The sequence below is a fragment of the Rathayibacter sp. PhB179 genome, assembly GCF_004345345.1.
Lineage (GTDB): Bacteria > Actinomycetota > Actinomycetes > Actinomycetales > Microbacteriaceae > Rathayibacter > Rathayibacter festucae.
In genome coordinates this window covers 736151-760860 of record NZ_SLVD01000001.1, presented here as the reverse complement: position 1 = coordinate 760860, position 24710 = coordinate 736151, and the positions used below count along the sequence as shown (strand labels likewise).

Sequence of the window (24710 nt, the reverse complement as noted above, 5' to 3'; positions counted from 1 at the left end):
CCGAGATCGGCGCCCCCCGGACGACGGATGTGCACCCGGGCACCGCGCTGATAGACATCGGTCGGATGTGCGGCGAGCCCGCGGACCGCGCTCGATCGCCCGTCTCTCACCACTCACCACCAGCCGAAAGAGCATCGCGATGACGCCTTCCCTCTCCCGTCCCCTCGTCTCCGGACTCGCCGCTCTGGCGCTGACCGGCAGCCTGTTCGCCGGCGCGGCTCCGGCCCTCGCCGCGAGCGCGCCGCACGCGATCACGGCCGCCGCCGTGGCCGCGGCCGAGGGATCCGTGCTCACCGCCGGGCAGCAGCTCACCAGGGGCCAGTCGCTCGTCTCCCCCGACGGCACCTTCCGCTTCGTGTTCCAGGACGACGGGAACGCGGTCGTCTTGGCCACCTACGGCGTCGTCTGGCAGTCCGCCACCCAGGGCCGCGGCGACCGCCTGATCATGCAGGCCGACGGCAACGTCGTCATCTACGACGCCACCGGCCGTCCCGTCTGGTTCACCGGGACGAACGACCCCGGCTCCACCCTCCGGATGCAGGACGACGGCAACCTCGTCGTCTACCGCGCCACCGGCACCCCCGCCTGGGCGAGCTTCGTCAACGGCCGCATCGCCGCGCCCGACGTCCTCACGCTCGGGTCCGGGCAGACCCTCGCCGCCGGCCAGCAGCTGACCGCAGGACCGAGCCGCGCGATCATGCAGGCCGACGGCAACTTCGTCGTCTACACCGGCAGCACCCCGCTGTGGTTCACCGGCACCAGCGGCGCCGGCAACCGCCTCGTCATGCAGACCGACGGCAACGCCGTGATCTACGGCGCCGACGGCTCGGTGAAGTGGTCCTCCGGAACCGCCGGCAACCCGGGCGCCACCATGTCCCTCGGCGGCGACGGGAACCTCGTCATCGGTGCCAGCGATCGGGGTCCGCTCTGGAGCAGCTCCGGACAGCTCCGCCGCGACACGCTGCAGAACAACTACCTCCTGCTGAGCAACGAGCAGCTGACCTCGGCGAACGGCGCCTGGCGGGCCGTGATGCAGCGCGACGGCAACTTCGTCGTCTACGGTGCCCGCGGCGCCGACTGGTCGACCGGCACCTCGATCCCCGGCAGCATCGTCGGCCTGGACATCGGCTACCTCGTCGTCTACGCCCCCGGCTCCGGCGAGGGCCAGGGCTACTGGTCCAACATGCCGAAGCCGAGTGAGACCGGCGAGCCCTACCGCCTTGTCATGCAGAACGACGGCAACCTCGTCGAGTACGACGGACTCGGCGTCGCCGTCTGGGCCAGCCGCGGCGTGTAGCTTCCCGGGACGATCTCGACCGCGAAGGCCCGCCCCCGGATCCGGGAGCGGGCCTTCGCGCTGCCGGGACCTCGCCGGTCAGCCCGCGGACCCGATCAGCTCTTGGACCCGGTCAGCGCCAGCGTGCCGCCGAGGCCGATCATCATCACGCCGCCGGTGCCGGTGAGGGTCGACATCCGCTTCGGCGACGACGCGAACCACGAGCGCGCGGTGCCCGCGGCCAGCGCCCAGACGCTGTCGCAGACCAGCGCGAGGGCCTGGAAGGTGAAGCCGAGCAGCAGCAGCTGCGCCCAGACGGGGCCGGCGGCCGGATCCACGAACTGGGGGAGGACGGCGACGAAGAAGGCGACGGTCTTCGGGTTCGTGAGTCCGACGACGAAACCCTGGCGCAGGAGGGTCAAGGACGACGCCGGGGCGGTGGTCGAGGCGCCGACATGCGCGTGGCGGTGGCGGATCGCCTGCACGCCGAGCCACACCAGGTAGACGGCCCCCGCGAGCTTGAGGACGGTGAAGGCCACGACCGACGCCGCCACGACGGCGCCCACCCCGAAGGCCACGGCGAAGATGGCCGGCATGATCCCGAGCGCGTTCCCGAGCAGGCTCAGCACCCCCGCCCGGCGTCCGTAGGCGATCGACCGGCTGATCGTGAAGAGGACGCTCGGCCCGGGGATCACGATCAGGGCCACCGACGCGAGGGCGAACGCCAGGAAGTGCTCGGGGGAGATCATGCCCGAACAGTAGCGCCGCGCGGTCCCGAACGGGGATCGGTCGTGTCAGTCCTCGCCGAGGTCGTCGCCCGGCTCGACGTCCGCCAGACGGAAGGGGCCCTCGTGGAGAGGGCCGCGGCTCCACATCGCGACCGTGGCCCAGCCGAGGTCGGAGTGGGCGACGCTCCCCTCGGGGATGCTGCGGGTGAACAGGGCGTAATCGACGCCGTCGAGGGGGAGCGCGGTGACGTTCCACCCGTCCCGGTCGCGGGCGAGAGCCTGGGCTCGTTCCTCCGTCGCCCTCATCGCGGCGCGCGCCTCGCGCGTCGGCAGATCGGTGGGCAGCACGTCCAGGAGCAGGCAGCCGACGGCCAGGCTCGCGGTCGCGACCGAGTCCGTCACCGTCCCGTGGACGGAGCCCCGAGGTCCCAGCCGCGTGCCGGTGCGCCGCATCGTGCGGATCGTGACGCGGGGCTCCGGCGTCGCCCGGTCGACGGCGATCAGCACCTCGTCGAGCGGACCGTCGTCGGTGCGGCCCAGACCCGTGACCGTCCAGGGCTCCGAGGTCGGCGGGAGGAGGGTCAGCATCCTGCCATCCAACTCGGCGGCCGTGGTCCTGCCGAGCCGTGGCGCGCATCGAGGACCCGTTGCGGAGAGTGCAGATCCGCAGATCCCCTGTGGGGGCGTACTCCGGCTCGTGGAATGCGCTCGGGCTCGTGGGATTCGCGCGGATCGACGTGCCGAAGGGCGGATCGCGTGCCCGAGGTGGTGGCGGGTGCGCTCCGGCTCGCGGAATGCGCTCGGGCTCGTGGGATTCGCGCGGATCGACGTGCCGGAGGGCGGATCGCGTGCCCGAGGTGGTGGCGGGTGTGCTCCGGCTCGTGGAGTGCGCTCGGGCTCGCTGGAAACGCGCGGATCGACGTGCCGGAGGGGGTTCCGCGAGCCGGAGGTGCGGCGCCGGACGCGCCGTCGCGTCAGCCCTCCCGCTCGACGAGCGTCCGCAGCGCGTCGCGGACGAAGCGGGCGCCGGCCACTCCGCCGTAGTGCGCAGCGAAGCGCTCGTCGGCGACGTACATCTCGCCGAGGCCGAGCAGGTACTCGTCGCTCGGAGCGCCGGACGCGTCGCGGGGCGTGCCCGGCACGTCGGCGAGCCACGCCCGCTGCCGCTCGGCGAGCGCGAGCGCCTCCTCGCCGGCCGGGTCCGCGCCGCTCGCCGCCGCGGCGGTCCAGGCGCCGGCGAGGTCCGCCTGCCGCCGGAGCCACTGCTCCCGCTCCTCCGCGGTCATCGAGCGCCACCAGCGATCGCCGTCGGCGTAGGCCGGCGCGCCCCAGCGGCGCTCCACCTCCTCGCGGTGCTCCGCGTGGTCGAACCCGTCGAACATCTCCTCGGCCATCGGCCCGTTCCCTTCTCTCATCGCCGCGACGGTCCCGGCGACCGCGCGGATGCGGCGGTCGAGCCGCCGGCGCTCCTCCCGCAGCACGTCGAGGTGCCGCTCGAGGGCGACCGCCGGCTCGGTGTCGCGGTGCAGGATCCGCCCGATCTCGGACAGCCCGACACCGAGGTCGCGCAGCAGCAGGATCCGCTGCAGCGTCACCAGCGCGGCCGCGTCGTAGTAGCGGTACCCGTTCGCGCCCAGCCGGCTCGGCGGCAGCAGCCCCTCGGCGCCGTAGTGCCGCAGCGTCCGGCTGGTCGTGCCGGCCAGCCGCGCCACCTCGTGCGCGGACCACTCCTGCGCCGGCCCTTCGTGCTCCACCGCGTCCTCCGTTCCCGTCTCCCGGGCGGATCCCGGGGCGACGGAAGCGACGCTACGGGTTGACGCAGCGTCAGAGTCAAGCGCGCCCAGGGTCGACCGCAGCGCCGTCCGGCCAGGACCCCCAGGCGCGGGGGCGGGCGTCGGCGGGCAGCGCCCGGTACTCCTGCCAGGCGGCGCGGAGCGCGGCGCGGTCGCCGTCCGAGCCCGAGGCGCTCACTCCGCGGGCGGCTCACCGCTCGGCGGGAGGGAGTCGTACTCGATGCTCACACCAGGACCCTGGGCCGGGCGCCGTCCCGGTGGGGGATCGGACGGGAGGCCCGGCCGGAAGTTCCGCCTCCTCCGGTCGGCGACCCCCGGCACCGTCACCGGCAGGGGCGAGGCCGCCCGGTCGGTGCTGTGCGGACCGCTTCCGGTGGGGTTCGGGCGGGCGCCGTCAGCCCCGCGACCGGCTCGCGTGCGCGCGGGCCTTCATCCGGTTGCCGCAGGTGGCCATCGAGCACCACTTCGCGGTGCCGGGTCGGCTGCGGTCGAGGAGGAAGAGGTTGCACTCGTCGTTCGCGCAGGCGCGGAGCCGCCCCGGGAACCGGGCGCTGACGGTCGACCAGGCGAGGACCGCCTCCACCGCGAGGCGATCGGCCTCGGGAGCGCTCAGCTCCCACTCGACGCCCTCGGCGGTGACGCGCGGGGTGCGCACGGCGTCGGCGATCACGCCCGAGAGCTCCGCCACGGCCGCGGGTGCGCCCGAGCGCACGACGGCCTGGAGCGCGTCGCGGGCACCGCGCAGCCGCTCGAGCTCGTGCTCGGTGCCGACGCCGCCCCACTGTCGCGCGAGCTCCGGCCCAGACGCGTCACCGAGGTCGTCCGTCGGCCGGCCGTCGACCACGGGCGCGCTGTTCAGCACCGCCAGGAGCAGCTCCTCGTCCCGGTCCATCGCTCCCCGCTCTCCCGCGCCGAGTGGCCCGTCCCTCCATGCTAGCGTCCTGCTAACCAGTAAACCTAGTTGAAAGGGTTAGTCATGGTCACCGTCCATCACCGCACCGTCTCCGTGGGAGGGCTCGACGTCTTCTGGCGGGAGGCCGGGCCCGTCGACGCCCCCGTCCTCCTGCTGCTGCACGGCTACCCGAGCAGCTCGCACATGTTCCGCCACCTGATCCCCGCCCTCGCGGGGCGCTACCGCGTCATCGCCCCGGACCTCATCGGCTTCGGACGCTCGTCCGCGCCCTCCGTCGACGACTTCGACTACACCTTCGCGGCTCTGGCCGAGACGACCGGCCGCTTCCTCGAGACCATCGGGGTGTCCCGGTACACGATCTACGTCCAGGACTACGGCGCCCCCGTCGGCTGGCGCCTCGCCCTCGCCGACCCCGCCGCGGTCGTCGGCGTGATCTCGCAGAACGGCAACGCCTACGAGGAGGGTTTCGTCCCCGGCTTCTGGGATCCGATCTGGGCCGACGCCGACGAGCGGACCGACGCGACGCGCGACGCCCTCCGGCCGGCCCTCGGCCGCGAGGCCGTCGAGTGGCAGTACACCCACGGTGTCCCCGACCCCGGCACCGTCGACCCGGACGCCTGGGAGCACGACCTCGCGCTCCTCGCCCGCCCCGGGCAGGACGACGTGCAGCTGGCCCTCTTCCGCGACTACGCCACCAATCGCGAGCTGTACCCCGCCGTGCAGGCCTGGCTCCGCACGTCCCGGGTCCCCGTCCTCGCCGTCTGGGGGCGCAACGACGAGATCTTCGCCGCGGCCGGTGCTCGGGCCTTCACGCGCGACGCGCCCCACGCGCAGGTCGAGCTCGTCGACGGCGGGCACTTCCTGCTCGAGTCCGATCTCGACCGCGTGGTCGGCGCTATCACCGGCTGGCTCGAGTGAGGGAGCCGTCGCGCCTCCGCCTCGCCCTCGTGCGGGTCCGAGCCAGTGGACAGCGAGGGTCGCTTCGTACAGTGGAGGCATGAGTGTGATGAAGGAGACGGGCACCGCACGGCGGACCGGACGCGGGTGGACGCGGGCCTCGCTCGTGCTGGGCGTTCTCGCCGTCGCGTCGTACGCGATCGGATACCTGGCGGTGGCTCACCTGTGGCGGGGCGATCCCCTGGTGATCGGGATCGCGACGACGCTGCAGTACGTCCTCCCGCTGGCCGGCGTCGTCGTCGGCCACGTGGCGCGACGACGCGAGGGTCCTCGCCGCGAGTCGACGGTGGGGCTCGTGCTGTCCTACCTCCTGCTGGCCGTCGCGGTGGTGCCGGTCGTCATCGGGTCGTTCGGGCTGCTGGCGCGCTGAGGCGACCCTGCCCACTTCGGTCGACGTCGGGTCTGCGGCGTCCGACCTCCCCGGGCGCCCGCAGCCGACGCGCGGCCCTGCATGCTGGTCGAGTAGCCGCGCAGCGGCGTCTCGAGACCCACCCCTCTCGGTGACGCCGGATCTCGATGCGCGCCCTGCGGTCGCTCCTCGGTCAGCAGGGGGCGGCGCAGCGCCCGGGGGACGCGGCAGGCCACGAAGGCCCGCCCCCGGGTCGGGAGGCGGGCCTTCGCGCTCGCGCGGAGCGCCGGGGTCAGCGGCGGCTGGCCCAGATGACGCGGTCGGTCGCGTCGTACTCGACGAGGTTGCCGTCGTTCTGCATGACGAGGCGGAACGGGCCGGTGCTGAAGAGCACGTCGGGGACGTTGCCCCAGTGGCCCTCGCCCTCCTGGGTGCCCGGCGCGTTCATCACGAGGAAGCCGTCGCCGGCCAGAGTGAGGAAGCTGCCGCGGATCGACGTGCCCGTGGACCAGTCGGCGCCGCGGGGTCCGTAGACCACGAAGTTGCCGTCGGCCTGCATCACGGCGCGCCAGGCGCCGCTCGTCGAGGTCAGCTGGTCGCCGCTGACGAGGACGCTGCCGTCCCGCAGCGTGTCGCGGCGGGTCTGGCTGAGGCTCGTCCAGACGGGTCCGCGCGGGCCGTCGATGACGAGGCCGTCGCCGCCGAGGTACAGCTCGGCCCCCGGGTTCCCCGCGGTGCCCGACGCCCACTTCACCGATTCGCCGTCGCCGTAGACCACGGCGTTGCCGTCGGTCTGCATGACGAGGCGGTTGCCGACGCCGCTGGTGCCGGTGGACCAGCGCGCTCCCTGCGGGCCGTAGAGGACGAAGTTGCCGTCGGCCTGCATCACCGCCCTCTCGGGTCCGGCGGTCAGCTGCTGGTCGGCGAAGAGGGTCTGCCCGGACTCGAGGATCGGGTCGTCCGGGGCGGCGATGCGTCCGTTGACGCTGCTGGCCCAGGCGGGGGAGCCGCTGTAGCGGTAGACGACGAGGTTGCCGTCGTCCTGGATCCACAGCGTGGAACCGAAGTCGCTGGTGCCGGTGAACCAGACGGGACGGCCGGCGGCGTCGTAGATGACGAGGTTGCCGTCGGTCTGCATGACGAGGCGCTCGCCGCGGCCCTGGGTGCCGGAGCTCCAGGTCGCCCGGCCCGCGTTGTAGACGACCGCGTTGCCGTCGTCCTGGAGCACGAAGCGGACGGCGCCGTTCGCGGAGAGGAGTCCCTGTCCCTTGACGAGCTGCGATCCGGGGCTGAGGTTCGCGGGCTCGTAGACGGCGGCCTCGGAGGCCGTCGTCATCGCCGGCGGCGCGCTCGCGGCGAAGGCCGGAGCCGCGCCGGCGAGCAGGCCGCCGGTCAGCGCCAGAGCGGCGAGGCCGGAGGCGAGGGGACGGGAGAGGGAAGGCGTCATCGCAGTGCTCTTTCGATCGGTGGTGGCGGGCGCGATGCGGGTCGTCGAGCCGCCGTCCGCCGCCTGTCCTGGTCCGGAGAAGGGGGAGGAGAGGCATCGACTGCGGGCTCGCAGAGCATCTGGCTGATGTCTACCAGCGCCGGGGGCTGCTCCACATCCGCCGTTCAGCTGTCGCCGGTCTCAGTTGCATCACGCCCGCCGGCCCGCCCTTCCCTGAGCGGGTGACCGAATCGACGCGGACGGCCCCTTCCTCGCCGTGCTGTCGTCCGAATCGACCGCCGGGCGGGGCGGTGCTCGGAAAGAGGCCGTCTTGGACCAGCCGGAGGCGCCCGGTACCGTCGGCCCTCCTGATCGTGGTCGTCGGAACAGGGGTGGTGTCCTCGTGAAGACGACGAGCATCGGGCTCGCGCCGACTCCGCAGTCGGGCACCGGGTCGTCCGTGCCTGTCGCGCCCCCTGCGGGGTCGCGCTACGGCGGAGGGCCGGCGCCTCGCTCCGCCGGAGTGGGGAGTCGTGCGGGAGCGGCTGTCATCGCCGGAGGGCCGGTGCAGCCGTTCGGATACGATCGACCACCGTGCCTCGCCGTTCTCCTGCCGCCCTCAGCGCGAGCATCCGCGCGGCGGGGGAGCGGCTGTTCCGGGAGCGCGGCTACTCGCGGGTCACCGTCCGCGAGATCGCGGCGGAGGCGCAGGTGGATCCCGCCGTCGTCGTCCGCCGGTTCGGGTCGAAGGAGGCGCTGTTCCTCGACGTGATGCAGGTGAGCATCCAGGACCGCCCGGAGCTGGACGTGCCGCTGCGGGACTTCGGGCGCAGCTTCGTCGCCTCCCTGCTCGCGGACGAGCGCGACACGCAGGCCGTGTTCCTCGCGCTGGTGCGCGGGGGGAGCGAGCCCGCGATCGGCGCCCGGCTGCACGCCGTGCACGAGGAGGCGTTCGTGGCTCCGCTGCGGGCCCGCATGACGGGGCCGGACGCGGACCTGCGTGCACGCCTGGCGGCGGCGCTCGTCGGCGGACTGCTGCACTCGATGTGGGTGGTCGGCGACGAGGTGCTCCTCGCCACCGACCACGAGCAGATCGTCGAGCGCTACGGCGACGCGCTGCAGGGCCTGCTCACTCCCGCGGACCGGTCCGGCCCGCCGGCATCCGCCTGACTACTGCACGGACCAGCCGCCGTCGCTGGGCAGGATCGCCCCGTTGATGTTCACGCCGTCGTCGCTGAGCAGGAAGGTGATCGACGCCGCCAGCTGCTCCGCCGACGCGACGGAGGGGATCGCGCTCTGGAACGGGGCGAGCCGGGCGCTGCCGGCCTCGGAGACGTTCGGCGGGAAGGGGATGCCGGTGGCGACACCGCCGGGCGCGACGGCGTTCACGCGGATCCCGCTGCCCGCGTACATGAACGCGGCGCTCCTGGTGAGACCGACGACGCCGTGCTTGGAGACCGTGTAGGCGTTGCCGGACGCGTTGCCGCGCAGTCCCGCCTCGGAGGCGACGTTGACGATCGATCCGGCCGCGGCCGCGAGCATCGCGGGGAGCGCGGCTCGGGAGAGCTTGAAGCTGCCGGTGAGGTTGATGGCGATCACCCGGTCCCACACCGCGTCCGAGGTCTCGTGGGCGGGGGAGAAGTCGTCGTTGATCCCGGCGATGTTGGCGAGGCCGTCGATCCGCTCGCCGGCCGCCGCGACGATCGCGTCGATGTCGTCCTGCTTCGTGATGTCGCCGGCGACGGGCACGATCTCGGCGTCCGGCAGCGAGGCCGCGAACTCCTGGAGCCGCTCGGCCGAGATGTCCACGGCGACGACCCGGCCGCCCTCGCGGGCGATGCGGGAGGCGGTGGCGCGGCCGATCCCGGACGCCGCGCCGGTGACGATCACGGTCCTCCCCGCGAAGCGCCCGGGGGTGACGCTCTCGCGCCAGCCCGTGCTCTCCACGGCCTCGGGCACGACGCCGCCGTTCGCCCGCAGCACCAGATCGTCGACGACGCTCTGCGGGAGCTGCCCCTGACTCAGCGCGACCAGCTGCTGCAGCGGCAGCGAGCGCACCGGCGCCAGCTTCGCCTCGTCGAAGCCGCCGGCGGCGCCGCCGAGCACGTCGCGGATGAGTGCGGAGCCCTCGGGGTGGTTCAGCCATTCCCCGATCGAGCTCTGGGCGGTGAGTGGGGCGGTCGTGGACATGCGTCCTCCTTCTAGGCGGTCGAGCAGTGAAGTCAACTTAGTTGACTTCGTGCGCCCGTGCCACGTCTCTGAGGAGACGGAGAAAGGCGAGTGCGCTCCAGTCGGGCGTCATGTCGGGTGCTCGCCCGACGGGCTGCGCGCCACAGCTAGGCGCTGATCCCCCAGGGAACCGCTAAAGGTTCTAATCTGGTGGCGAAATTAGTAGGTTTAGCGGATTTCTGGAGCTTGATGAGATCGTTCGAGGACCTCGACACCTTCATCGGCTCGGTGCCCTTCGACATCGTCACCTCGCTGCGGGTGGTCGACACCGGCCGGGGAAGCGAGGCGCTGTTCCGCGACAAGCTTCCCGCGCTGCTCACGTCGCTCGCCGCGAGAGCCAGAGTCGCCAGCATCGAAGCGTCTTCCGCCATCGAAGGCGTCGTCGTGGCGGACAAGGCTCGAGCTGCCGCCATCCTCTCCGGAGACGTCCACGGTCTGCGGGACCGCAGCGAGCAAGAGCTCGCCGGCTACCGCGAAGCGCTCGACTACCTGTACCAGGAGTCGTGGCGCCCGCTGAACATCGGCCTGCTGCTGCACCTGCACCGCCTGCTGTTCCGTTACACCGACGTACCCGGCGGCGGATTCAAGTCCTCCGCGAACCTCGTCGTCGATCGCCACCCCGACGGCAGCACGACGACACGTTTCACGCCTGTCGCTCCGTCCGAGACGCCGTACTACCTCGACGAGCTCATCGCCCGCTACAGCGGGGCGATCGCTGCTGATCGGCACCACCCCGTCCTGTTGATCGGCCTGTTCGTCCTCGACCTGCTCACCATCCACCCCTTCCTCGACGGCAACGGCCGCATCAGCAGGGCCGTCACGAACGCCCTGCTGCAGGACGTCGGCTACGACGTCACTCGGTACGTCTCGTTCGAGGACCGGATCGCTCAGACCGCCGACGCCTACTACGCCGGTCTCCTGTCCTCGACCCACGACTGGCACGCGGGTCGGCACGACCCCTGGCCGTGGCTGCGCTACTTCGTCGCCGTCCTGAACGACTCCTACGACCGGTTCGGCGAGATCACTGCCGCGAACCGGTCCACGGGGAGCAAGCAGGACCGCGTCCGCGACTACGTGACGAATCACGCCGCCGCCACGTTCCGAATCGCCGACATCCGCACCGCCCTCCCCGGCGTCAGTGATCAGACCATCCGCCTCACCCTCGACCAGCTCCGCGTCGCCGGCGTCGTCAGGTCTGACGGGGCCGGACGCACCGCCACCTGGACCCGACTCCACGGTGCCGCGACCTGATCGGAGGAGCATGACCGCGCCGGGCCCCACCGTGCGCCCGCATCTGGTTCCATGGACGTGCGCGTGCGTCCGTCCGGTCGCACTGCTCCTCCCGTGAAAGGTCGTCGGATCCGTGGTCTCCCAGGTCGTGCTCGTGGACGATCTCACCGGTGCGCCCATCGCCGCCGGGCGCGGCGGGACGGTGTCCTTCTCCGTCGGGGACGACGCGTACGAGATCGACCTGTCGGCGGCGAACATCGGGCACCTGCACCGCGCGCTCGCTCCGTTCGTGGACGCGGCCCGGCCGCTGTCCGAGGCGCCGGCCCGCTCCCGGGTGACGTCGATCGCCGCGAGCGCCGGGCGGAAGAGCCCCGAGATGCTCGCCGCCATCCGGCACTGGGCGCGGCGGCACGGCTACGAGGTCCCGCGCTCCGGCCGGGTGCCCTCGGACGTGCAGGCCGCGTACGACGCGGCGCACTGATCCGGACGACCCCGGTCGCCTTCGCGGCCGCGAGGGGCCGTCTCGTGCTGATCGAGTGGCCCGCACCGCAGGCGTATCGAGATCCCCCCGGTGTCGGAACAGAGGTCTGCAGGCCTGCCGTGCTGGCGACAGTGGGTCTCGATACGCACCTGCGGGGCTACTCGACCAGCATGGGGCCGGCCGGCTGCGCTTCATGCTGATCGAGTAGCCCGCACCGCGGGCGTATGAAGATCCACCCGCGGGAGGACCGGGCCCTCAGCGCTCGCGGCCGTCGATCTCCTGATCGCCGAGGTGGGCGCCGTAGAACGCCGACTGCTGCCGCATGAGCTCGCGCATCGACACTCCGGGGCCGACGCCGTAGACGGTCCCGACGAAGTCGAGCCCGCGCTGGATCGCCCAGATCTCCTCGTGGCGCTCCGGCGGGAGGATCGTCGCCGGCGTCCCCACCGCGACCCAGCCGATCGGGACCACGGCGCCCGGCTCGAGGACGGTGTTCACCTGCACGACCGCGTTGATCCGGACCTCGGCGCCGCCGCCGATGCGGCTGCCGGGGAAGAGGGAGGCGCCCGTGGCGATGAACGCCTCGTCCTCGACGGTGCTGCCGTTCACGTGCGCGTGCGGGCCGATCATGACGGCCGCCCCGATGCTCACCGGGTGGCCCGCCCGGGCGCGGATCAGAGCGTTCTCCATCACGATCGTGTCCTCGCCGACGACGATCTCGCCGTCCTCCGCCGAGAGCACCGCTCCGTGGAGGACGCGAGCGCCCGGCCCGAGGCGGACGGCGCCGACGATCACGGCGGACGACGCGACGGAGGCGGTCGGATGGATCACGGGCTCGCGGTCCCGATGTCTGGCGAGCATGCGCTCGCTCCTCGTCTCGCCGAGCGCCACCCGCTCGGCCCGCTCACGACGGTATCCCCGCCCGGGCGCCTCCTGGTCCTCGGCGGACGGTGCCGCGGGGCGCTCGTCGCGCGCACCCCCGTGTCGGGTGTACGGTCGTCGCATCTGAGGTAAAACGCAGGCCGCGCCGGTCTGCACGCGCACGCGGCATCGAGAGATCCGCCACTTCTTCCCTGTGAAGGAGTGCGCCCATGGTGCTCGACACCCCCCGATCCGCCCCGCGAGACACGGCTCCCCGCCGCCTGCGCGACGCCTGGATCGCCCTCGCCGGCCTCTCGGCCGTCTTCCTGTTCGAGATGCTCGACAACTCGGTCCTGAACGTCGCCCTGCCGACGCTCGGTCGCGAGCTGCACGCGTCGACCGCGGGCCTGCAGTGGGTGACGGGTGCCTACTCGGTCGCGTTCGGCGGCCTCATGCTCCTCTTCGGCGCGATCGCCGACCGCTTCGGACGCCGCAGGGTGATGCTCGCCGGCCTGGTGCTGCTCGCCGCCGCGAGCCTGGCGACCGCGGCCGTGACGACGACGGAGCAGCTCATCGCCGTCCGGGCCGTGATGGGGGTCGCGGCGGCGATGACCACGCCCGGGTCGATGGCGCTCGCCTTCCGCCTGTTCGGGACCGACGACCTCCGGGTCCGGGCGCTGACCGTCGTCTCGACCGCCGGGCTCGTCGGACTCGCGGTCGGCCCCACCGCCGGTGGTCTCGTGCTGGCGGTCGCGCCGTGGCAGGTGCTCCTGCTCGCGAACGTGCCGATCGCGGTGCTCGCGCTGATCGGCATCCGCCTGGGCGTGCCGGCCGATGCCCCGGACGACCTGCACCGCGACCCGGTCGACGTCGTCGGCGCGCTGCTCGGCACGGTGACGATCGCGGCCGCCCTCGTCGCGCCGACGCTGCTCGTCGGCACCGGATCCACGGGCACCGACGGCGCCGGGACCGGGATCGGACCGTGGGCGCCGTGGGCGGCCGTGGCGACGGCGGTCCTCGCGGGGACCGGCTTCGTGCTCCGCCAGCGCACCGCCCGGCATCCGCTGCTGGACCTGCGCCTCGTGGCCCTGCCGCTCGTCTCCAGCGGACTGGCGTTCAAGGCCGCGACCGGTCTCGCCGTCGGCGGGCTGTCCTACCTGGTCACGCTCCAGCTGCAGCTCGCCTGGGGCTGGAGTCCGGCCGCCGCGGCGCTCGGCCTGCTCCCGCAGGTCGTCGTCCTCCTCGCCGGCGGTCGCTTCGTCGGCCCCTTCGTCGCGCGCGTCGGCCTCGAGCGCGCCGCCGCGCTGAGCGCGGGCGCCGTGGTCGCCGGGCTCGCCGTCTTCGGGCTGCTCGGCCGCTTCGGCTACGGCGGGGTGCTGGTCGCCCTCGTGCTCGTCGCGGCGGGGATGCGCGTGGTCGGCGTCGTCGCGGGGACGAACGTGCTCCGCGGGCTCCCGGCCGAGCGCACCTCCGTCGGCGCGGCCCTCGTGGACACGGCGAGCGAGCTCGCGACCGCGGTCGGCATCGCCGCCGGCGGCACGATCCTCAGCGCGCTCGTCGCCGGCAGCATCACGAGCGTCCGCGCGACGACGGTCGGGGCCGAGCAGCTCTCCGGCGCGGTCGGCGTCGCCGGGCTCGCCCTGGCCGGCCTCGCCGCCGGGCTCGTCGCCCTCGGCGTCCTCCGGGCGCGCACGGCCCCCTCGGAGCAGTGACGTCGATGCCGAGCAGGACGCCGGCCGGCACTCTTCGTGGAGCGCCGGCCGGCGTCGGTGCCGTGCCTGACCGGTGGGGTCAGCGCTGGACGAGCGGGATCGCGATGTCGGTGACGTCCGCGCCGATCGTGCCGAGGCGGGTGGCCGTGCCGTTGAGCACGCCCACCTCGTAGAGCGAGCCGTTCACCGCGGCCAGGCCGATCGAGCCGATCGAGCCGCCGTTGCGCAGGACGGAGTAGATGTCGAAGCCGGTGACACCGGCGGCGTCGACGCCGAGCTTCCCGGTCGGCGCCAGCGTGCCGGCGTTGGCGGGGGACTGGATCGCGATCTGGTCGAGCGCCGTGTCGAGGACGAAGAGGGTCGTCGCCGTGTTCGGGTCGAGATCGTTGTTCGTGTACGCGGCTCCGTTGACGCCGGTGGCGACGGCGGGCGCGGCGTAGCTGAGCGCGCCGTCGGCCACGGTCGCGGCACCCGGAGTCGCGAACGGCTGGCGGAGGTTCTGGCCGGTGTCGCTGATCACGCGGAGGGCGTTGGCGGCCGGGTTGAAGTCGACCCCGAAGGTGGTGCCGCTGAGCGCCACGGTGAGGCGGGTGACCGGGGTGGCCACGCCGGTGGTCGCGTCGATGGAGTAGACGCCGGCGCTCGCCGCGGTGTTCCCGACGCCGTAGAGCTCGCCGTCCTGGACGCGGTAGTCGATGCCGACGAGCGCGGTGTCGCCGCCGGTCAGACCGGTGACGGCGACACTGCCGGAGACCGTGCCGGGCTTGAGGGGGTTGAACTGCACGAGCGCCGTGCCCTCGTCGGCGAGACCGACGACGCGCAGCTTGGCGGCCACCGAGCGGGCGGCGCTGACCAGAGCGCTGCTGGCATCGCTGGTCGCGGCGGCGGGAGCGACAGTGCTCGCGCCGGCCAGCACGGGGGCGACGGCCATCACGCTCGCGACGGCGACAGCGGTGATGCCGACTTTCAAGGTCCTGCTCATCATGAACTCCTCGAGACTTCCGGTCGCCGCAGATCGGCGACTCGAAGAGGGGTACTGCCCGGCCCCCGCGAGCGTTCATCCGCGCCGCAAGATTCTTCGCTGATCGGTGTGCGGGCGGTCGGTTCGCCTCACGGAGGGTGAGCTCGGGCTCGCGGAATCGGCTCGGGCGCGCTGGATCCGCGCGGAACGGCGTGCCGGAGGTCGTTTCGCGTGCCGGAGGTGGTGGCGGGCGCGCTCAGGCTCGCGGAAAAGGCCTGGGCTCGCCGGTTCCGCGCGGAACGGCGTGCCGGAGCTGGGATCGCGTGCCGGAGGTGGTGGCTGGCACGCTCAGGCTGGCGGAACAGGCCTGGAGTCGCCGGGATCGCTCGGGTGAAGGCATGCTGATCGAGTAGCCCGTGGAGCGGGCGTATCGAGATCCACCAGCGTCAGAAGGGGAGTCTGCAGACCTGCCCTGCTGATCACGGCGGGTCTCGATACGCCCCTGCGGGGCTGCTCGACCAACATGACGCCGATTCGCCTCGCGGACAGCGGCGGGACAAGCGAGCCACTGCTCGCGATTCCGGATGCTGTGGGGTGGGCGTGGGCTCGCGGTGGCGACTGGCGGCGACGCGCTCAGCCGATGATCGGCGAGGTGATCGACCTCAGGTCCTGAAAGCGCGAAACCCGAGCGCCGCGTCCATTCCGGACGGGTCTCGGGTTCACTTCCCGGGACTCATCGGCCCGGGCTGCCTTGAGTGTACCTGTCAGCGGCTCGGGCGAGCAGGCATGCAGGAGAGCATCGTCCCGATCTGTCGCGAGACGTCCGCGCCGAGAAGATGGCCGCTCGCAGAGGTGTCTCGCAGACATCCAGAGCGAGGACGATGTCGTCGTGTGAGGGGCCGGAGCTCCTCGAGGGTCACTCCGGCGCGTCGGCCTTGTACACCTTCCGGAAGGCGTCCTTGCGGGCGATCTTGCCGCCGCGGAACTCGTAGATGTCGCAGCCGCGGGTGACCTGGGGCTCGCCGTCGGGGCCGGTCCCGGTGAAGGACCAGGTGGCCGCGCCGCGCGTGCCGGCGATGAGGGGCTCCCCCTCCTCGTGCCGCTCCTGGCCGGTGTCGAAGGCGAGCATCAGCGCGAAGCCCTCGCGGACCTGCTCCTTCCCGGACCAGGTCCGGCCGGGCTCGGGACCGACGGACGCGCCGTAGACGCAGTCGTCGGTGACGTGGCTCATCAGCTCCTCGAGGTCGTGGCGGGACCAGGCGTCGCTGAACGCCGCCAGCACCTCAGGCGTCATCTCGCTCGTGGGGTGATCGGTCGACAGGGAATCGCTCATCGGTGAACTCCGGTCCTTCGAGTCGTGGACCGTCGTCGGTCGCTCTGCGACAGTGGCAGGCTCCGGGTCGTGGAGGCAACGTCCTCTAGCGGTCATGTCCGGAATCGGACGACCGGGGGCGACGCGGGGCGGTCGTGATCCGGCGGGCCGGTGACGCCGCGGCCGTCGCAGACCGCGGCGCGATCACTGCAGGACGAGTCCGACCAGCGGGGGCAGGACCAGCGTCGCCAGGCCCACGAGGACGCCGTGCGCCCCGACGCCCAGCGCGATGGCGGCGAGGATCCGCGGGCGTCCCGGGCGGACCACGCCGGCGACGCCGAGCCCGGTGGTGGCGGCGGCGAGCAGCAGCTGAACGAGGGCGATGCCCGCGAACAGCGCGCCGATGCTCGTCGCGTCGATGCCGTTGCCGTAGGCGAGCACCGGTATCGCGGTGGTGACCCCGGCGAGCAGGATCTGCGTCAGCGTCTGGACGACCGCGAGCAAGAAGCCGATCAGCCCGACCGTGTTGCGAGGACGACCCGGCGCGTCAGTGCGTGTCATCGTCGAAGCGTAGGGCGGAGCGGGCCCACGGGTCGATCCCCGGGGGCGAGGGCTGGTGCTCCCGGCCGCAGTCCCCCGATGCGGCCGAGAGCACCTCGGCACCGACGCCCGCGTCGGTCCGCCCGCGGTGTCACCGGAGCCCCCACTCCTCGACCGCCCCTCCACAGTAGGTTTCTGGCGCGCTATTCGCCATCTGTCGTTTTGCGTCAGCGGGCCACTACCGCTCCTCCCTTCGTGCGCGCACACTGGGAGGAGGCCCGGGGAGAGCCGGCACGGTGAAGCGGCCTCCGGCGGGGCCGTGCTGCGAAGGAGCGTCCGATGATCGTGCGAGGTCCGCGATGAAGCCCGGTCGTGCGTGCGCTCTCGGCGGGGTGGCCGTCCTCCTCGCCGTCGGGATCGCGGGCTGCACGGCGCCGAATCCGGACGGAACCGCTCCGGACGGCACCGCTGCCAGCGGCACTGCGTCCGCCGGCACCGCGTCCGCCGGCCCCGTTCCGGGCGGCACCGCGAGCGCGACGACCATGCCCTCGGCGGTCGCCGAGGCGTGCGCGCTCGCCGCCACGTCCACCTTCGAGGTGCAGGACACGGTGACGGTGATCGTGGAGCTGACCGACGCGGGCACCGGCGCCTGCGTGCTGCAGGGCACTCCGGAGGTGACCTTCCTCGACGACGCCGGCGCCCCGGTGGACACCGTGGTCCAGGCGGGTTCCGGCGAGCAGTTCTCGGGGGAGCCGGTCACGGTCGAGCCGGGCGGGCACGCCTACCTCACGTTCCTCACCGACACCACCGGCTCGTGCGCGCCGACGGCCGCGACCGTCATGGTGCTCGCGGTCCCCGGCGCTCCGGGAACCACGCAGGTCGATCTCGGCTCGACGTCCTTCTGCCCGACCGCGGTCGACCTCCCGCCGCTGTCCTACCCCGTGACGCTGGAGCCCACGACGCTGGCCTGACCGCCGCCCGCGGCCGGCGTCAGACCGCCGCGAGGACCGCGCGGGCCGTCACCGCGTCGGTGACCAGCGCGTTGATCAGCGCGCCGCGGACCGCACCGAGGATGCTCGGGGCCTTGTCGACGCCGACGGCGACGCCGACCGCGTGGGGGAGGGCGGCGAGGTCGGCGCGGGAGACGCGGACCATGCGCTCGCTGCCGGGGAACTCGACGGCGGAGCCGTCGGCGCGGAAGAAGTTGAGGCAGACGTCGCCGGCGGCCTCGTCGAAGAGGTGCCGGTCGCTGGGCAGGCCGGAGGAGAGCTCGTGGCGGGTGGCGGTCGGGGCGCCGATGCCGAGCAGGGCGCCCTTGGCGCTGCTCCAGAGGTCCATCACCTGGAGGAACGCGGGGTCGGCCTCGAGTCCGGAGCGCATCGCCGGGCTGGGCAGGGCCTGCGCGAAGAGGAAGCTGGAGCGGGCGCCGGTCGCGGCGGCGGCCATCCGGGTGATCTCGTTGGTCTGGAACCAGGACTGCGGCTCGGCCTGGCCGCCGACGGCGGGGACGATCGTCACTCCGGGCAGCGGCGGCAGCATCCCCGAGCTGGCCAGGTCGTGCACGGTGCGGCCGAGCGACATCAGCAGGGCGTCGCCGACGCCGAGCTGCATGTCGGCGAGGGCGGCGGCGACCGGGACGGCGAGGTCGCGGCCGAGGGTGGCGGCGTGCGTCACGGGGGCGAGGTGCACGGCGTTCAGGCCGAGCGCCTCGCGGAGGGCGTCGGCGAGGCCGGTGTTCTCGTCGACGAAGGGGTCGATCACGCTGATCCGGACGAGGCCCAGGCGCCGGGCCTCGGCGATCAGGCGGCTGACGGTCGGGCGCGAGACGTCGAGCCGCGCGGCGATCTCGACCTGGGTCGCGTCCTCGAGGTAGTACATCCGCGCCGCCTGGTAGACGACGTCGAGGGGGAACCTGACGGTGTCGGAGCGCCGGGGGGCGCTGGGCGGCGGAGTCACGTGCGTCATTGTGCCCTCTTCCTCGGCGTCGTGCAGGTCCCCTCCCCCTCCGCGAGATGCCACTTGTGAGCGCGACACGCCGTGAAAGGCGCTCACAAGTGGCATCTCGCGGAGGGAGGAGAGACGGGTGGGTTACTCGGAGAGGGTGAAGGGGGCCGTCATCTTGTCGACGTTGTCCTTCGTGATGAGGATGCAGTCGAAGGCCTGCTTCTCCTCCGAGGCGCCGGTCTCGCCGGTGCGGAGGAAGGAGTCGGCCTGCTGGACGGCCTCCTTGGCGAAGGTCGCGACGGGCTGGAGCACGGTGTACTGCAGCTCGCCGGCCTTGATGGCGTCGACCGCGTCGGGCGAGCCGTCGAAGCCGCCGACCTTGACCTGGTCGAGCTTGCCGGCCTCCTTCAGCGCTGCGATCGCGCCGAGCGCCATCTCGTCGTTGCCGGAGATGACGCCGGTGACGTCCGGGTTGGCCTGCAGGATCGACTGCATCTTGTCGTGGCCCTGCGTGCGGTCCCAGTTGCCGACCTGGTTCGCGACCTCGACGAGGCCGGGGTACTGCGAGATCACGGTCGCGTAGCCGTTGGAGCGGGTCTGCGCGTTGTTGTCGGAGGGGGATCCGAACAGCTCCGCGTAGTTCGCGGTGTCGCCGACGTCGGCGACCCACTGCTGCGCGCCGAGGGCCGCGCCCTGGGCGTTGTTCGAGACGAGCTGCGCCTTCGCGAGGCCGGTCTCGTTGATCTCGGCGTTCACCAGGATCACGGGGATGCCCGCCGCGTCGGCCTTCTTCACCGCGCCGACCGAGCCGGAGGCGTTGGCCGGGTCGAGGATGATCGCGACCGACTTGTTGGTGATCGCGGTGTCGATCAGGGTGCTCTCGGTGTTGGTGTCGCCCTTCGAGGCGCCCACGTTGGCGGTGTAGCCGAGCGCCTCGGCCTCGGCCGACGCGACGTCGCCCTCGGTCTGCCAGTAGGGGTTGGCCGGGTCGTTGACGATGATCGAGATGAGGCCGCCCTCGGAGGCGCCGGGGGTGCCGGCGGCCTCTCCCGCGGTCCCCGCGTCGGAGGAGCATCCGGACAGGACGAGGGTGAGCCCCGCGCCCGCGGCGAGCACCGTTGCCAGCTTGCGGTTCATTGGTCTGTTCCTTTCACTGTGGTCCGATCGGCGGTGGCCGACCGAGGTCTTCTCTCGGGAGGCCGGCCTAGGCGGCCGGGGCGCCCGATGTCTGGGGGACGGGCGCCGGAGCGCCCGCGTCGGAGGCGGGCCGCGGGCCGGAGCCGCCGCCCTTGCGCGGCTTGCCGCGGTACTGCACCGCGTTCAGCAGGACCGCGAAGACGATCACCGCGCCGGTGAAGACGGTCTGCCAGTACGACGAGACGCCGATGATGACGAGGCCGTCGGAGAGGAAGCCGATGACGAACGCGCCGAGCAGCGTGCCGCGGACGGTGCCGACTCCGCCGGTGAGGGCCGCGCCGCCGATGACGACGGCGGCGATCGCGGTGAGCTCGTAGGAGCTGCCGGCGGTGGGGCTGGCGCTGGTGAGCTCGGAGGAGAGGATGAGCCCGGCGATCGAGGCGAACAGGCCCGAGAGCACGTAGACGCGGACCTTGACCCGCTTCACCGGCACGCCGGAGAGCTCCGAGGCGCGCTCGTTGCCGCCCGAGGCGTACAGCCAGCGGCCGAACACCGTGCGGTTGAGCAGGAGGCTGACCACGATCGCGACGACGATCATGATCACGACGCCGATCGGCAGGCCGAGCAGCCGGTTGAAGCCGAGCCAGTCGAAGCCGGTGTTGCCGAGCTCGGGCTGCCCCGCGAGGTCGTTGTAGGTGAGGCCGTTGGTCATCAGCAGTCCGACGCCGCGGACGACGTAGAGCATGCCGAGCGTCGCGACGAACGGGGCGACCTTGAACCGCGCGACCAGGATCCCGTTGATCAGGCCGATCAGCGCGCCGGCCGCGCAGGAGAGCACGACCACGACCCAGAGCGCGGGGTAGAGGGTGCTGCCGCCGATCTGCACGCCCTGCATCAGGAAGCCGGCGATCACTCCCGAGAAGCCCAGCGTCGAGCCGACCGAGAGGTCGATGCCGCCGTTGAGGATCACCAGCAGCATGCCGATCGCGAGGATCGCGTAGACCGCCACGTGCGAGGACATCGTGAGGATGTTGCCGACGGTGAAGTAGTTGGGCGAGAGGATCGAGAACACGACGATGATCGCGATCAGCGCGAAGAACGCGCGCCCCTGCAGCAGCAGGCGGCCGAGGTCGAAACCGTCCTTGAAGAGCGCGGGGCGTCGCTGCCCGGTCGCGGTGGAGGTCATTGAGGGCTTCCGTTCCGTAGTGGTCACGAGATCACGGCCTCACCGGAGGCGGCCATGATGTCTTCTTTGGAGACGTCCGAGCCGAACTCGGCCGCGATCCGGCCTCGGCTCAGCACGATGATGCGGTGGGCGATGCTGAGGCACTCGCCGACCTCGGAGGTCGTGTAGACGACGGCCAGGCCGTCGCGGGCGCGCTCGGAGAGCAGCCGGAAGACCTCGGCCTTGGCGCCGATGTCGATGCCGCGGCTCGGCTCGTCGAGCAGGATCACGTCGGGCTGCGTGGCCAGCATCTTGCCGATGACGACCTTCTGCTGGTTGCCGCCGGAGAGCGAGCCGATCATCGCCTCGCCGCCGGCGGTCTTCACGTGCACCGTGCGGATCGAGTCGGTGACGAGGTCGACCTCGCGGCGGGGGGAGAGGAACAGCCCCTTCACGAAGGAGCCGATGCTCGCGAGCGAGAGGTTCCGGCCGACGGTCATGGTCTGCACCAGGCCGTCGCGCTGGCGGTCCTCGGGGACGAGGCCGAGACCCGCGCCGATCCGCTCGGCGATCGACATCCCGGCCAGGTCGCGGCCGTTCTTCGAGATCGTGCCGGCGGTGACCGGGGTGCGGCCGGCGATCGCCTCGAGCAGCTCGGTGCGGCCGGCGCCCATCAGCCCGTAGAGGCAGACGATCTCGCCCTCGCGGACGTCGAGGTCGATGCGGTCGACCACGTCGCGGCCGGGGATCGACGGGTCCGCGACGCTCACGCCGCGCACCGAGAGGGCGACGTCGCCGAACGGGTAGCCGGTGGGCGGAGAGCCGAGGTCGAAGCCCTCGCCGACCATCGCGCGGACGACCCAGGCGAGGTCGATGTCGGCGGCGACGGCGGTCGCGGTGACCGAGCCGTCGCGGAGGACGACCGCGTGGTCGGTGATCTCCAGCGCCTCCTCCAGGTGGTGCGAGATGTAGACGATGGAGACGCCGCGGGCGGTGAGGTCGTGGATGACGGTGAAGAGCACCTCGACCTCGGCGGCGCTGAGCGCGCTGGTCGGCTCGTCCATGATCAGGATCCGCGCGTCGACGGAGAGGGCGCGGGCGATCTCGATCAGCTGCTGCTGGCCGAGCCGCAGGTCGGCGACGAGGGTCAGCGGGTCGATGTCCTCGCCGAGCTCCTCCAGCACCGCGCGGGCCTGGCGCGCCTCCTCGGCGTAGTCGACGCCGGACGGGCCGGTGATCTCGCGGCCGAGGAAGATGTTGTCGCGCACCGAGAGGTTCGGGGCGAGGCTCAGCTCCTGGTGGATGATCGAGACGCCGTGCTCGCGGGCGTCGACGGTGTCCTCGAAGGCGACCGCAGTGCCGTTCAGCACGATCTCGCCCGAGGTGGGCTGCTCGACCCCGGACAGGATCTTCATCAGCGTCGACTTGCCGGCGCCGTTCTCGCCGAAGAGGGTGGTGACCTGGCCGCGGTGCACCGAGAAGCCGACGCCCTTGAGTGCGCGGGTCGCGCCGTAGGTCTTGACCACGTCGACGGCCTCGAGGACGACCTCGCCGATGCCGGCGACGGGGGCCTCCGCGGTGCTCACTGGACCACCAGCTCGGACGGCGTGACGAGCCAGCCGGCCGGATTGATCAGCTGGAACGCACCGGTGACCTGGATCGTCTTCCCCTCGAGCGCCGTGGTGTCGACCGCGCCGAGCACGGTGGTCTTCAGCTGCTCGTTGAGGGCGCTCGCCGCGTCCTGGTAGTCGATCTGGTTGGTGAACTGGCCGAACTCGACGGTACCGGTGGCGTCGCGGAGGTCGGTGCCGTTGATCGCGGGGCCGGTCTGCACGCGGATCAGGACGTCGCTGGGGACGCCCTCGACGGTGACCGGGTAGATGCCGTTCTGGCCGGCGCCGACGGTGCCCGTGAAGGTGGTGGAGAACTCCGGGCCGGTGCCGCCGGGGACGCCGTACTGGCTCGCGGCGCCCGCGCTGTCGGCGGCGATCGCGGTGGCGAGGGTGGCGGCGTCGACCGCGCGGTCGGCGATGCCCTCCTGGATCACGGGGAAGTTCTCGGCGGCCCAGGACTCGGCCGAGAACTCGGCGGGTCCGGCGCCCAGGTCGGAGTCGGCGCCGACGACCTTGGTGCTGAACGCCATCGCGGCGAGGACGACCACGACGACCGCGGCGAGGATCAGGCGCTTCCGGGAGGCGCCGATCGGGGGCCTGCTCGTGGTGGGAGGGAGTGCACGCGTCATCGCGGTGTCCGTTCGCTGGTCGGGAGTGCTGGTCGTGGTGGTGCTCGTGACGGCGTCCCCCGGGGGCGGCTCCGTCGCTGCGGGAGGTGGGCGAACCCGCCTCCGGAGAAGAAATTATGTTCAACACAGAATTTCCGCAAGGGCCGCGACGGAATTGGCGGCAGATCGGCCACGTGCCGCAGAGAACAGAAATTCTGTTCTTGACAAGTGTTCTGGACGGGGTAGGTTCGGGAAGGCCGCGACGAAGCGGCCCCGCGAACCCCTCGGAGGCTTCCCATGACCATCACCACTCCTTCCCCGCAGACGGCCCCGCAGACGCGGCACTCCGACGGCTCCGACGTGCCCGAGTCCATGCGCGCCGTCGTCGTGCACGGCCCGGAGGACTACCGCCTCGAGACCGTGCCCGTGCCGGTCCCCGCCGCCGGCGAGCTGCTGCTGCGCGTCGACGCGGTCGGCGTCTGCGCGAGCGACCTGAAGTGCTACCACGGCGCCGCCAAGTTCTGGGGCGACGAGAACCGCCCCGCCTGGGCCGAGCGCGACCGGATCGCTGGCCACGAGTTCGTCGGCACCGTCGTGGCCGGCGACGACGCGGCGCTCGCCAAGCGCGGCGTCGCGCTGGGAGACCGCATCGCCTGCGAGCAGATCGTCCCGTGCTGGGAGTGCCGCTACTGCCTGATGGGCGCCTACTGGATGTGCGGACCGCACGACATGTTCGGCTTCAAGGGCTTCGACGGCGCGATGGCCGAGTACGTGCTGGTCCCGACCCGCGCGCTCACCCACCCGGTCAGCCGCGACCTCGCCCCGCAGGTCGCCGCGTTCAGCGAGCCGCTGTCCTGCGCCATGCACGCGGTCGAGCGCGGCGGCATCCAGTTCGACGACGTCGTGGTCATCGCCGGCGCCGGCCCGATCGGCCTCGGCGCGATCGCGGGCACCCGGCAGAAGAACCCCAAGATGGTGATCGCGCTCGACATGAGCGACGAGAAGCTTGCGCTCGCCACCAAGGCCGGCGCCGACCTCGTCATCAACATCACGAAGCAGGACGCGGTCGCCGTCGTCAAGGAGCTCACCGGCGGCTACGGCGCCGACGTCTACATCGAGGCCACCGGTCACCCGTCCGCGGTCTCGCAGGGCCTCAACATCCTGCGCAAGCTCGGCACCTACGTCGAGTACTCCGTCTTCGGCTCCAACGCCTCGGTCGACTGGTCGATCATCAGCGACGACAAGGAGCTCAACGTCCTCGGCGCCCACCTCGGCCCGAACTGCTGGCCGGCCGCGATCAAGCTGCTCGAGAGCGGCGTCCTGCCGATGGACGAGATCTGCACGCACCAGTTCCCGCTCGAGCAGTTCCAGGAGGCGCTCGACCTCGTCGCCGACAGCCAGGGCGGCTCGGTCAAGGTCTCGATCGTGCCGTCGCTGACCGAGGCGGTCGTCGCGGCCGACGCCCGGAGCTGACG

Annotated in this window: 25 protein-coding genes; 9 read left to right on the top strand and 16 right to left on the bottom strand. The window is 72.5% G+C overall.

Annotated features, from left to right (window positions below; all coding sequences use genetic code 11):
- Positions 1 to 139 precede the first annotated feature (139 nt).
- A complete protein-coding gene (locus EDF43_RS03535) occupies positions 140 to 1297 on the top strand; it encodes a hypothetical protein (RefSeq protein ID WP_132435526.1) in 1158 nt (385 codons plus the stop codon).
- 95 nt (positions 1298 to 1392) lie between these two features.
- On the opposite strand, the gene EDF43_RS03530 is transcribed toward EDF43_RS03535, so the two are convergent.
- From EDF43_RS03530 to EDF43_RS03515, 5 genes are all read right to left on the bottom strand, one after another.
- On the bottom strand, positions 1393 to 2025 hold the full coding sequence (locus EDF43_RS03530) for a LysE family translocator (RefSeq protein ID WP_132435524.1): 633 nt from the start codon (positions 2023 to 2025) through the stop codon (positions 1393 to 1395).
- A gap of 45 nt (positions 2026 to 2070) precedes the next feature.
- Positions 2071 to 2592, bottom strand: coding sequence for a hypothetical protein (locus EDF43_RS03525; RefSeq protein ID WP_132435522.1), 522 nt, complete (start codon positions 2590 to 2592; stop codon positions 2071 to 2073).
- A gap of 386 nt (positions 2593 to 2978) precedes the next feature.
- Positions 2979 to 3758, bottom strand: a complete 780-nt coding sequence (locus tag EDF43_RS03520; protein ID WP_132435520.1) for a MerR family transcriptional regulator — start codon at positions 3756 to 3758, stop codon at positions 2979 to 2981.
- A gap of 76 nt (positions 3759 to 3834) precedes the next feature.
- The gene (locus EDF43_RS21690) at positions 3835 to 3975 is read right to left on the bottom strand and encodes a hypothetical protein (protein WP_165909002.1); all 141 of its coding nucleotides are present in this window, start codon (positions 3973 to 3975) and stop codon (positions 3835 to 3837) included.
- 216 nt (positions 3976 to 4191) lie between these two features.
- Positions 4192 to 4689, bottom strand: a complete 498-nt coding sequence (locus tag EDF43_RS03515; protein WP_132435518.1) for a CGNR zinc finger domain-containing protein — start codon at positions 4687 to 4689, stop codon at positions 4192 to 4194.
- 84 nt (positions 4690 to 4773) lie between these two features.
- Between EDF43_RS03515 and EDF43_RS03510 the strand changes: the two genes are divergently transcribed.
- Together EDF43_RS03510 and EDF43_RS03505 are read left to right on the top strand one after the other, a co-directional pair.
- Positions 4774 to 5628: an alpha/beta hydrolase gene (locus EDF43_RS03510; protein ID WP_132435516.1), complete on the top strand. Its 855-nt coding sequence runs from the start codon at positions 4774 to 4776 to the stop codon at positions 5626 to 5628.
- A 79-nt stretch (positions 5629 to 5707) separates the two neighbouring features.
- Positions 5708 to 6037 (top strand): hypothetical protein, encoded by a 330-nt coding sequence (locus EDF43_RS03505; protein WP_132435514.1) that lies wholly within the window; start codon positions 5708 to 5710, stop codon positions 6035 to 6037.
- A gap of 271 nt (positions 6038 to 6308) precedes the next feature.
- Here EDF43_RS03505 and EDF43_RS22090 read toward each other — a convergent pair whose 3' ends face one another.
- Positions 6309 to 7463, bottom strand: a complete 1155-nt coding sequence (locus tag EDF43_RS22090) for a hypothetical protein (RefSeq protein WP_132435512.1) — start codon at positions 7461 to 7463, stop codon at positions 6309 to 6311.
- Positions 7464 to 8036: 573 nt separating this feature from the next.
- Between EDF43_RS22090 and EDF43_RS03495 the strand changes: the two genes are divergently transcribed.
- On the top strand, positions 8037 to 8612 hold the full coding sequence (locus EDF43_RS03495) for a TetR/AcrR family transcriptional regulator (RefSeq protein ID WP_123736028.1): 576 nt from the start codon (positions 8037 to 8039) through the stop codon (positions 8610 to 8612).
- Here EDF43_RS03495 and EDF43_RS03490 read toward each other — a convergent pair whose 3' ends face one another.
- On the bottom strand, positions 8613 to 9632 hold the full coding sequence (locus EDF43_RS03490; RefSeq protein ID WP_123736027.1) for an SDR family NAD(P)-dependent oxidoreductase: 1020 nt from the start codon (positions 9630 to 9632) through the stop codon (positions 8613 to 8615). It abuts the gene before it with no gap.
- Between the two features lie 228 nt (positions 9633 to 9860).
- Between EDF43_RS03490 and EDF43_RS03485 the strand changes: the two genes are divergently transcribed.
- A complete protein-coding gene (locus tag EDF43_RS03485) occupies positions 9861 to 10922 on the top strand; it encodes a Fic family protein (protein ID WP_123736026.1) in 1062 nt (353 codons plus the stop codon).
- Positions 10923 to 11034: 112 nt separating this feature from the next.
- A complete protein-coding gene (locus EDF43_RS03480; RefSeq protein WP_123736025.1) occupies positions 11035 to 11382 on the top strand; it encodes an Lsr2 family protein in 348 nt (115 codons plus the stop codon).
- A 255-nt stretch (positions 11383 to 11637) separates the two neighbouring features.
- Here EDF43_RS03480 and EDF43_RS03475 read toward each other — a convergent pair whose 3' ends face one another.
- Complete coding sequence (locus tag EDF43_RS03475; protein WP_132435510.1) at positions 11638 to 12243, bottom strand: gamma carbonic anhydrase family protein; 606 nt, start codon at positions 12241 to 12243, stop codon at positions 11638 to 11640.
- A 230-nt stretch (positions 12244 to 12473) separates the two neighbouring features.
- Here EDF43_RS03475 and EDF43_RS03470 point away from each other — a divergent pair, with 230 nt between their 5' ends.
- Positions 12474 to 13955: an MFS transporter gene (locus EDF43_RS03470; RefSeq protein ID WP_132435508.1), complete on the top strand. Its 1482-nt coding sequence runs from the start codon at positions 12474 to 12476 to the stop codon at positions 13953 to 13955.
- A 79-nt stretch (positions 13956 to 14034) separates the two neighbouring features.
- Here the strand turns inward: EDF43_RS03470 and EDF43_RS03465 are convergent, their stop codons facing one another.
- The 3 genes from EDF43_RS03465 to EDF43_RS03455 form a co-directional block, all read right to left on the bottom strand.
- Positions 14035 to 14937 (bottom strand): DUF4394 domain-containing protein, encoded by a 903-nt coding sequence (locus EDF43_RS03465; protein ID WP_207901615.1) that lies wholly within the window; start codon positions 14935 to 14937, stop codon positions 14035 to 14037.
- 895 nt (positions 14938 to 15832) lie between these two features.
- Entirely contained in the window at positions 15833 to 16249 is a 417-nt protein-coding gene (locus EDF43_RS03460; protein WP_165909001.1) for a nuclear transport factor 2 family protein, read from the bottom strand.
- Positions 16250 to 16432: 183 nt separating this feature from the next.
- Complete coding sequence (locus EDF43_RS03455) at positions 16433 to 16789, bottom strand: hypothetical protein (protein ID WP_132435504.1); 357 nt, start codon at positions 16787 to 16789, stop codon at positions 16433 to 16435.
- A 338-nt stretch (positions 16790 to 17127) separates the two neighbouring features.
- Here EDF43_RS03455 and EDF43_RS03450 point away from each other — a divergent pair, with 338 nt between their 5' ends.
- Positions 17128 to 17739 (top strand): DUF4232 domain-containing protein, encoded by a 612-nt coding sequence (locus EDF43_RS03450; protein ID WP_132435502.1) that lies wholly within the window; start codon positions 17128 to 17130, stop codon positions 17737 to 17739.
- A gap of 19 nt (positions 17740 to 17758) precedes the next feature.
- Here EDF43_RS03450 and EDF43_RS03445 read toward each other — a convergent pair whose 3' ends face one another.
- From EDF43_RS03445 to EDF43_RS03425, 5 genes are all read right to left on the bottom strand, one after another.
- Complete coding sequence (locus EDF43_RS03445; protein WP_132435500.1) at positions 17759 to 18733, bottom strand: sugar-binding domain-containing protein; 975 nt, start codon at positions 18731 to 18733, stop codon at positions 17759 to 17761.
- Between the two features lie 123 nt (positions 18734 to 18856).
- A complete protein-coding gene (locus EDF43_RS03440) occupies positions 18857 to 19849 on the bottom strand; it encodes a D-ribose ABC transporter substrate-binding protein (protein WP_132435498.1) in 993 nt (330 codons plus the stop codon).
- Positions 19850 to 19916: 67 nt separating this feature from the next.
- Entirely contained in the window at positions 19917 to 21035 is a 1119-nt protein-coding gene (locus tag EDF43_RS03435; protein ID WP_123447405.1) for an ABC transporter permease, read from the bottom strand.
- 23 nt (positions 21036 to 21058) lie between these two features.
- Positions 21059 to 22600 carry a sugar ABC transporter ATP-binding protein gene (locus EDF43_RS03430; RefSeq protein WP_132435496.1) on the bottom strand — a complete coding sequence of 514 codons (1542 nt, stop codon included), beginning with the start codon at positions 22598 to 22600 and terminating at the stop codon, positions 21059 to 21061.
- Positions 22597 to 23256, bottom strand: coding sequence for a DUF2291 family protein (locus EDF43_RS03425; protein ID WP_132435494.1), 660 nt, complete (start codon positions 23254 to 23256; stop codon positions 22597 to 22599). Before EDF43_RS03425 ends, EDF43_RS03430 begins: the two co-directional genes overlap by 4 nt.
- A 276-nt stretch (positions 23257 to 23532) precedes the next feature.
- On the opposite strand from EDF43_RS03425, the gene EDF43_RS03420 reads away from it, so the two are divergent.
- Positions 23533 to 24708, top strand: coding sequence for a zinc-binding dehydrogenase (locus EDF43_RS03420; RefSeq protein WP_132435492.1), 1176 nt, complete (start codon positions 23533 to 23535; stop codon positions 24706 to 24708).
- Positions 24709 to 24710 lie beyond the last annotated feature (2 nt).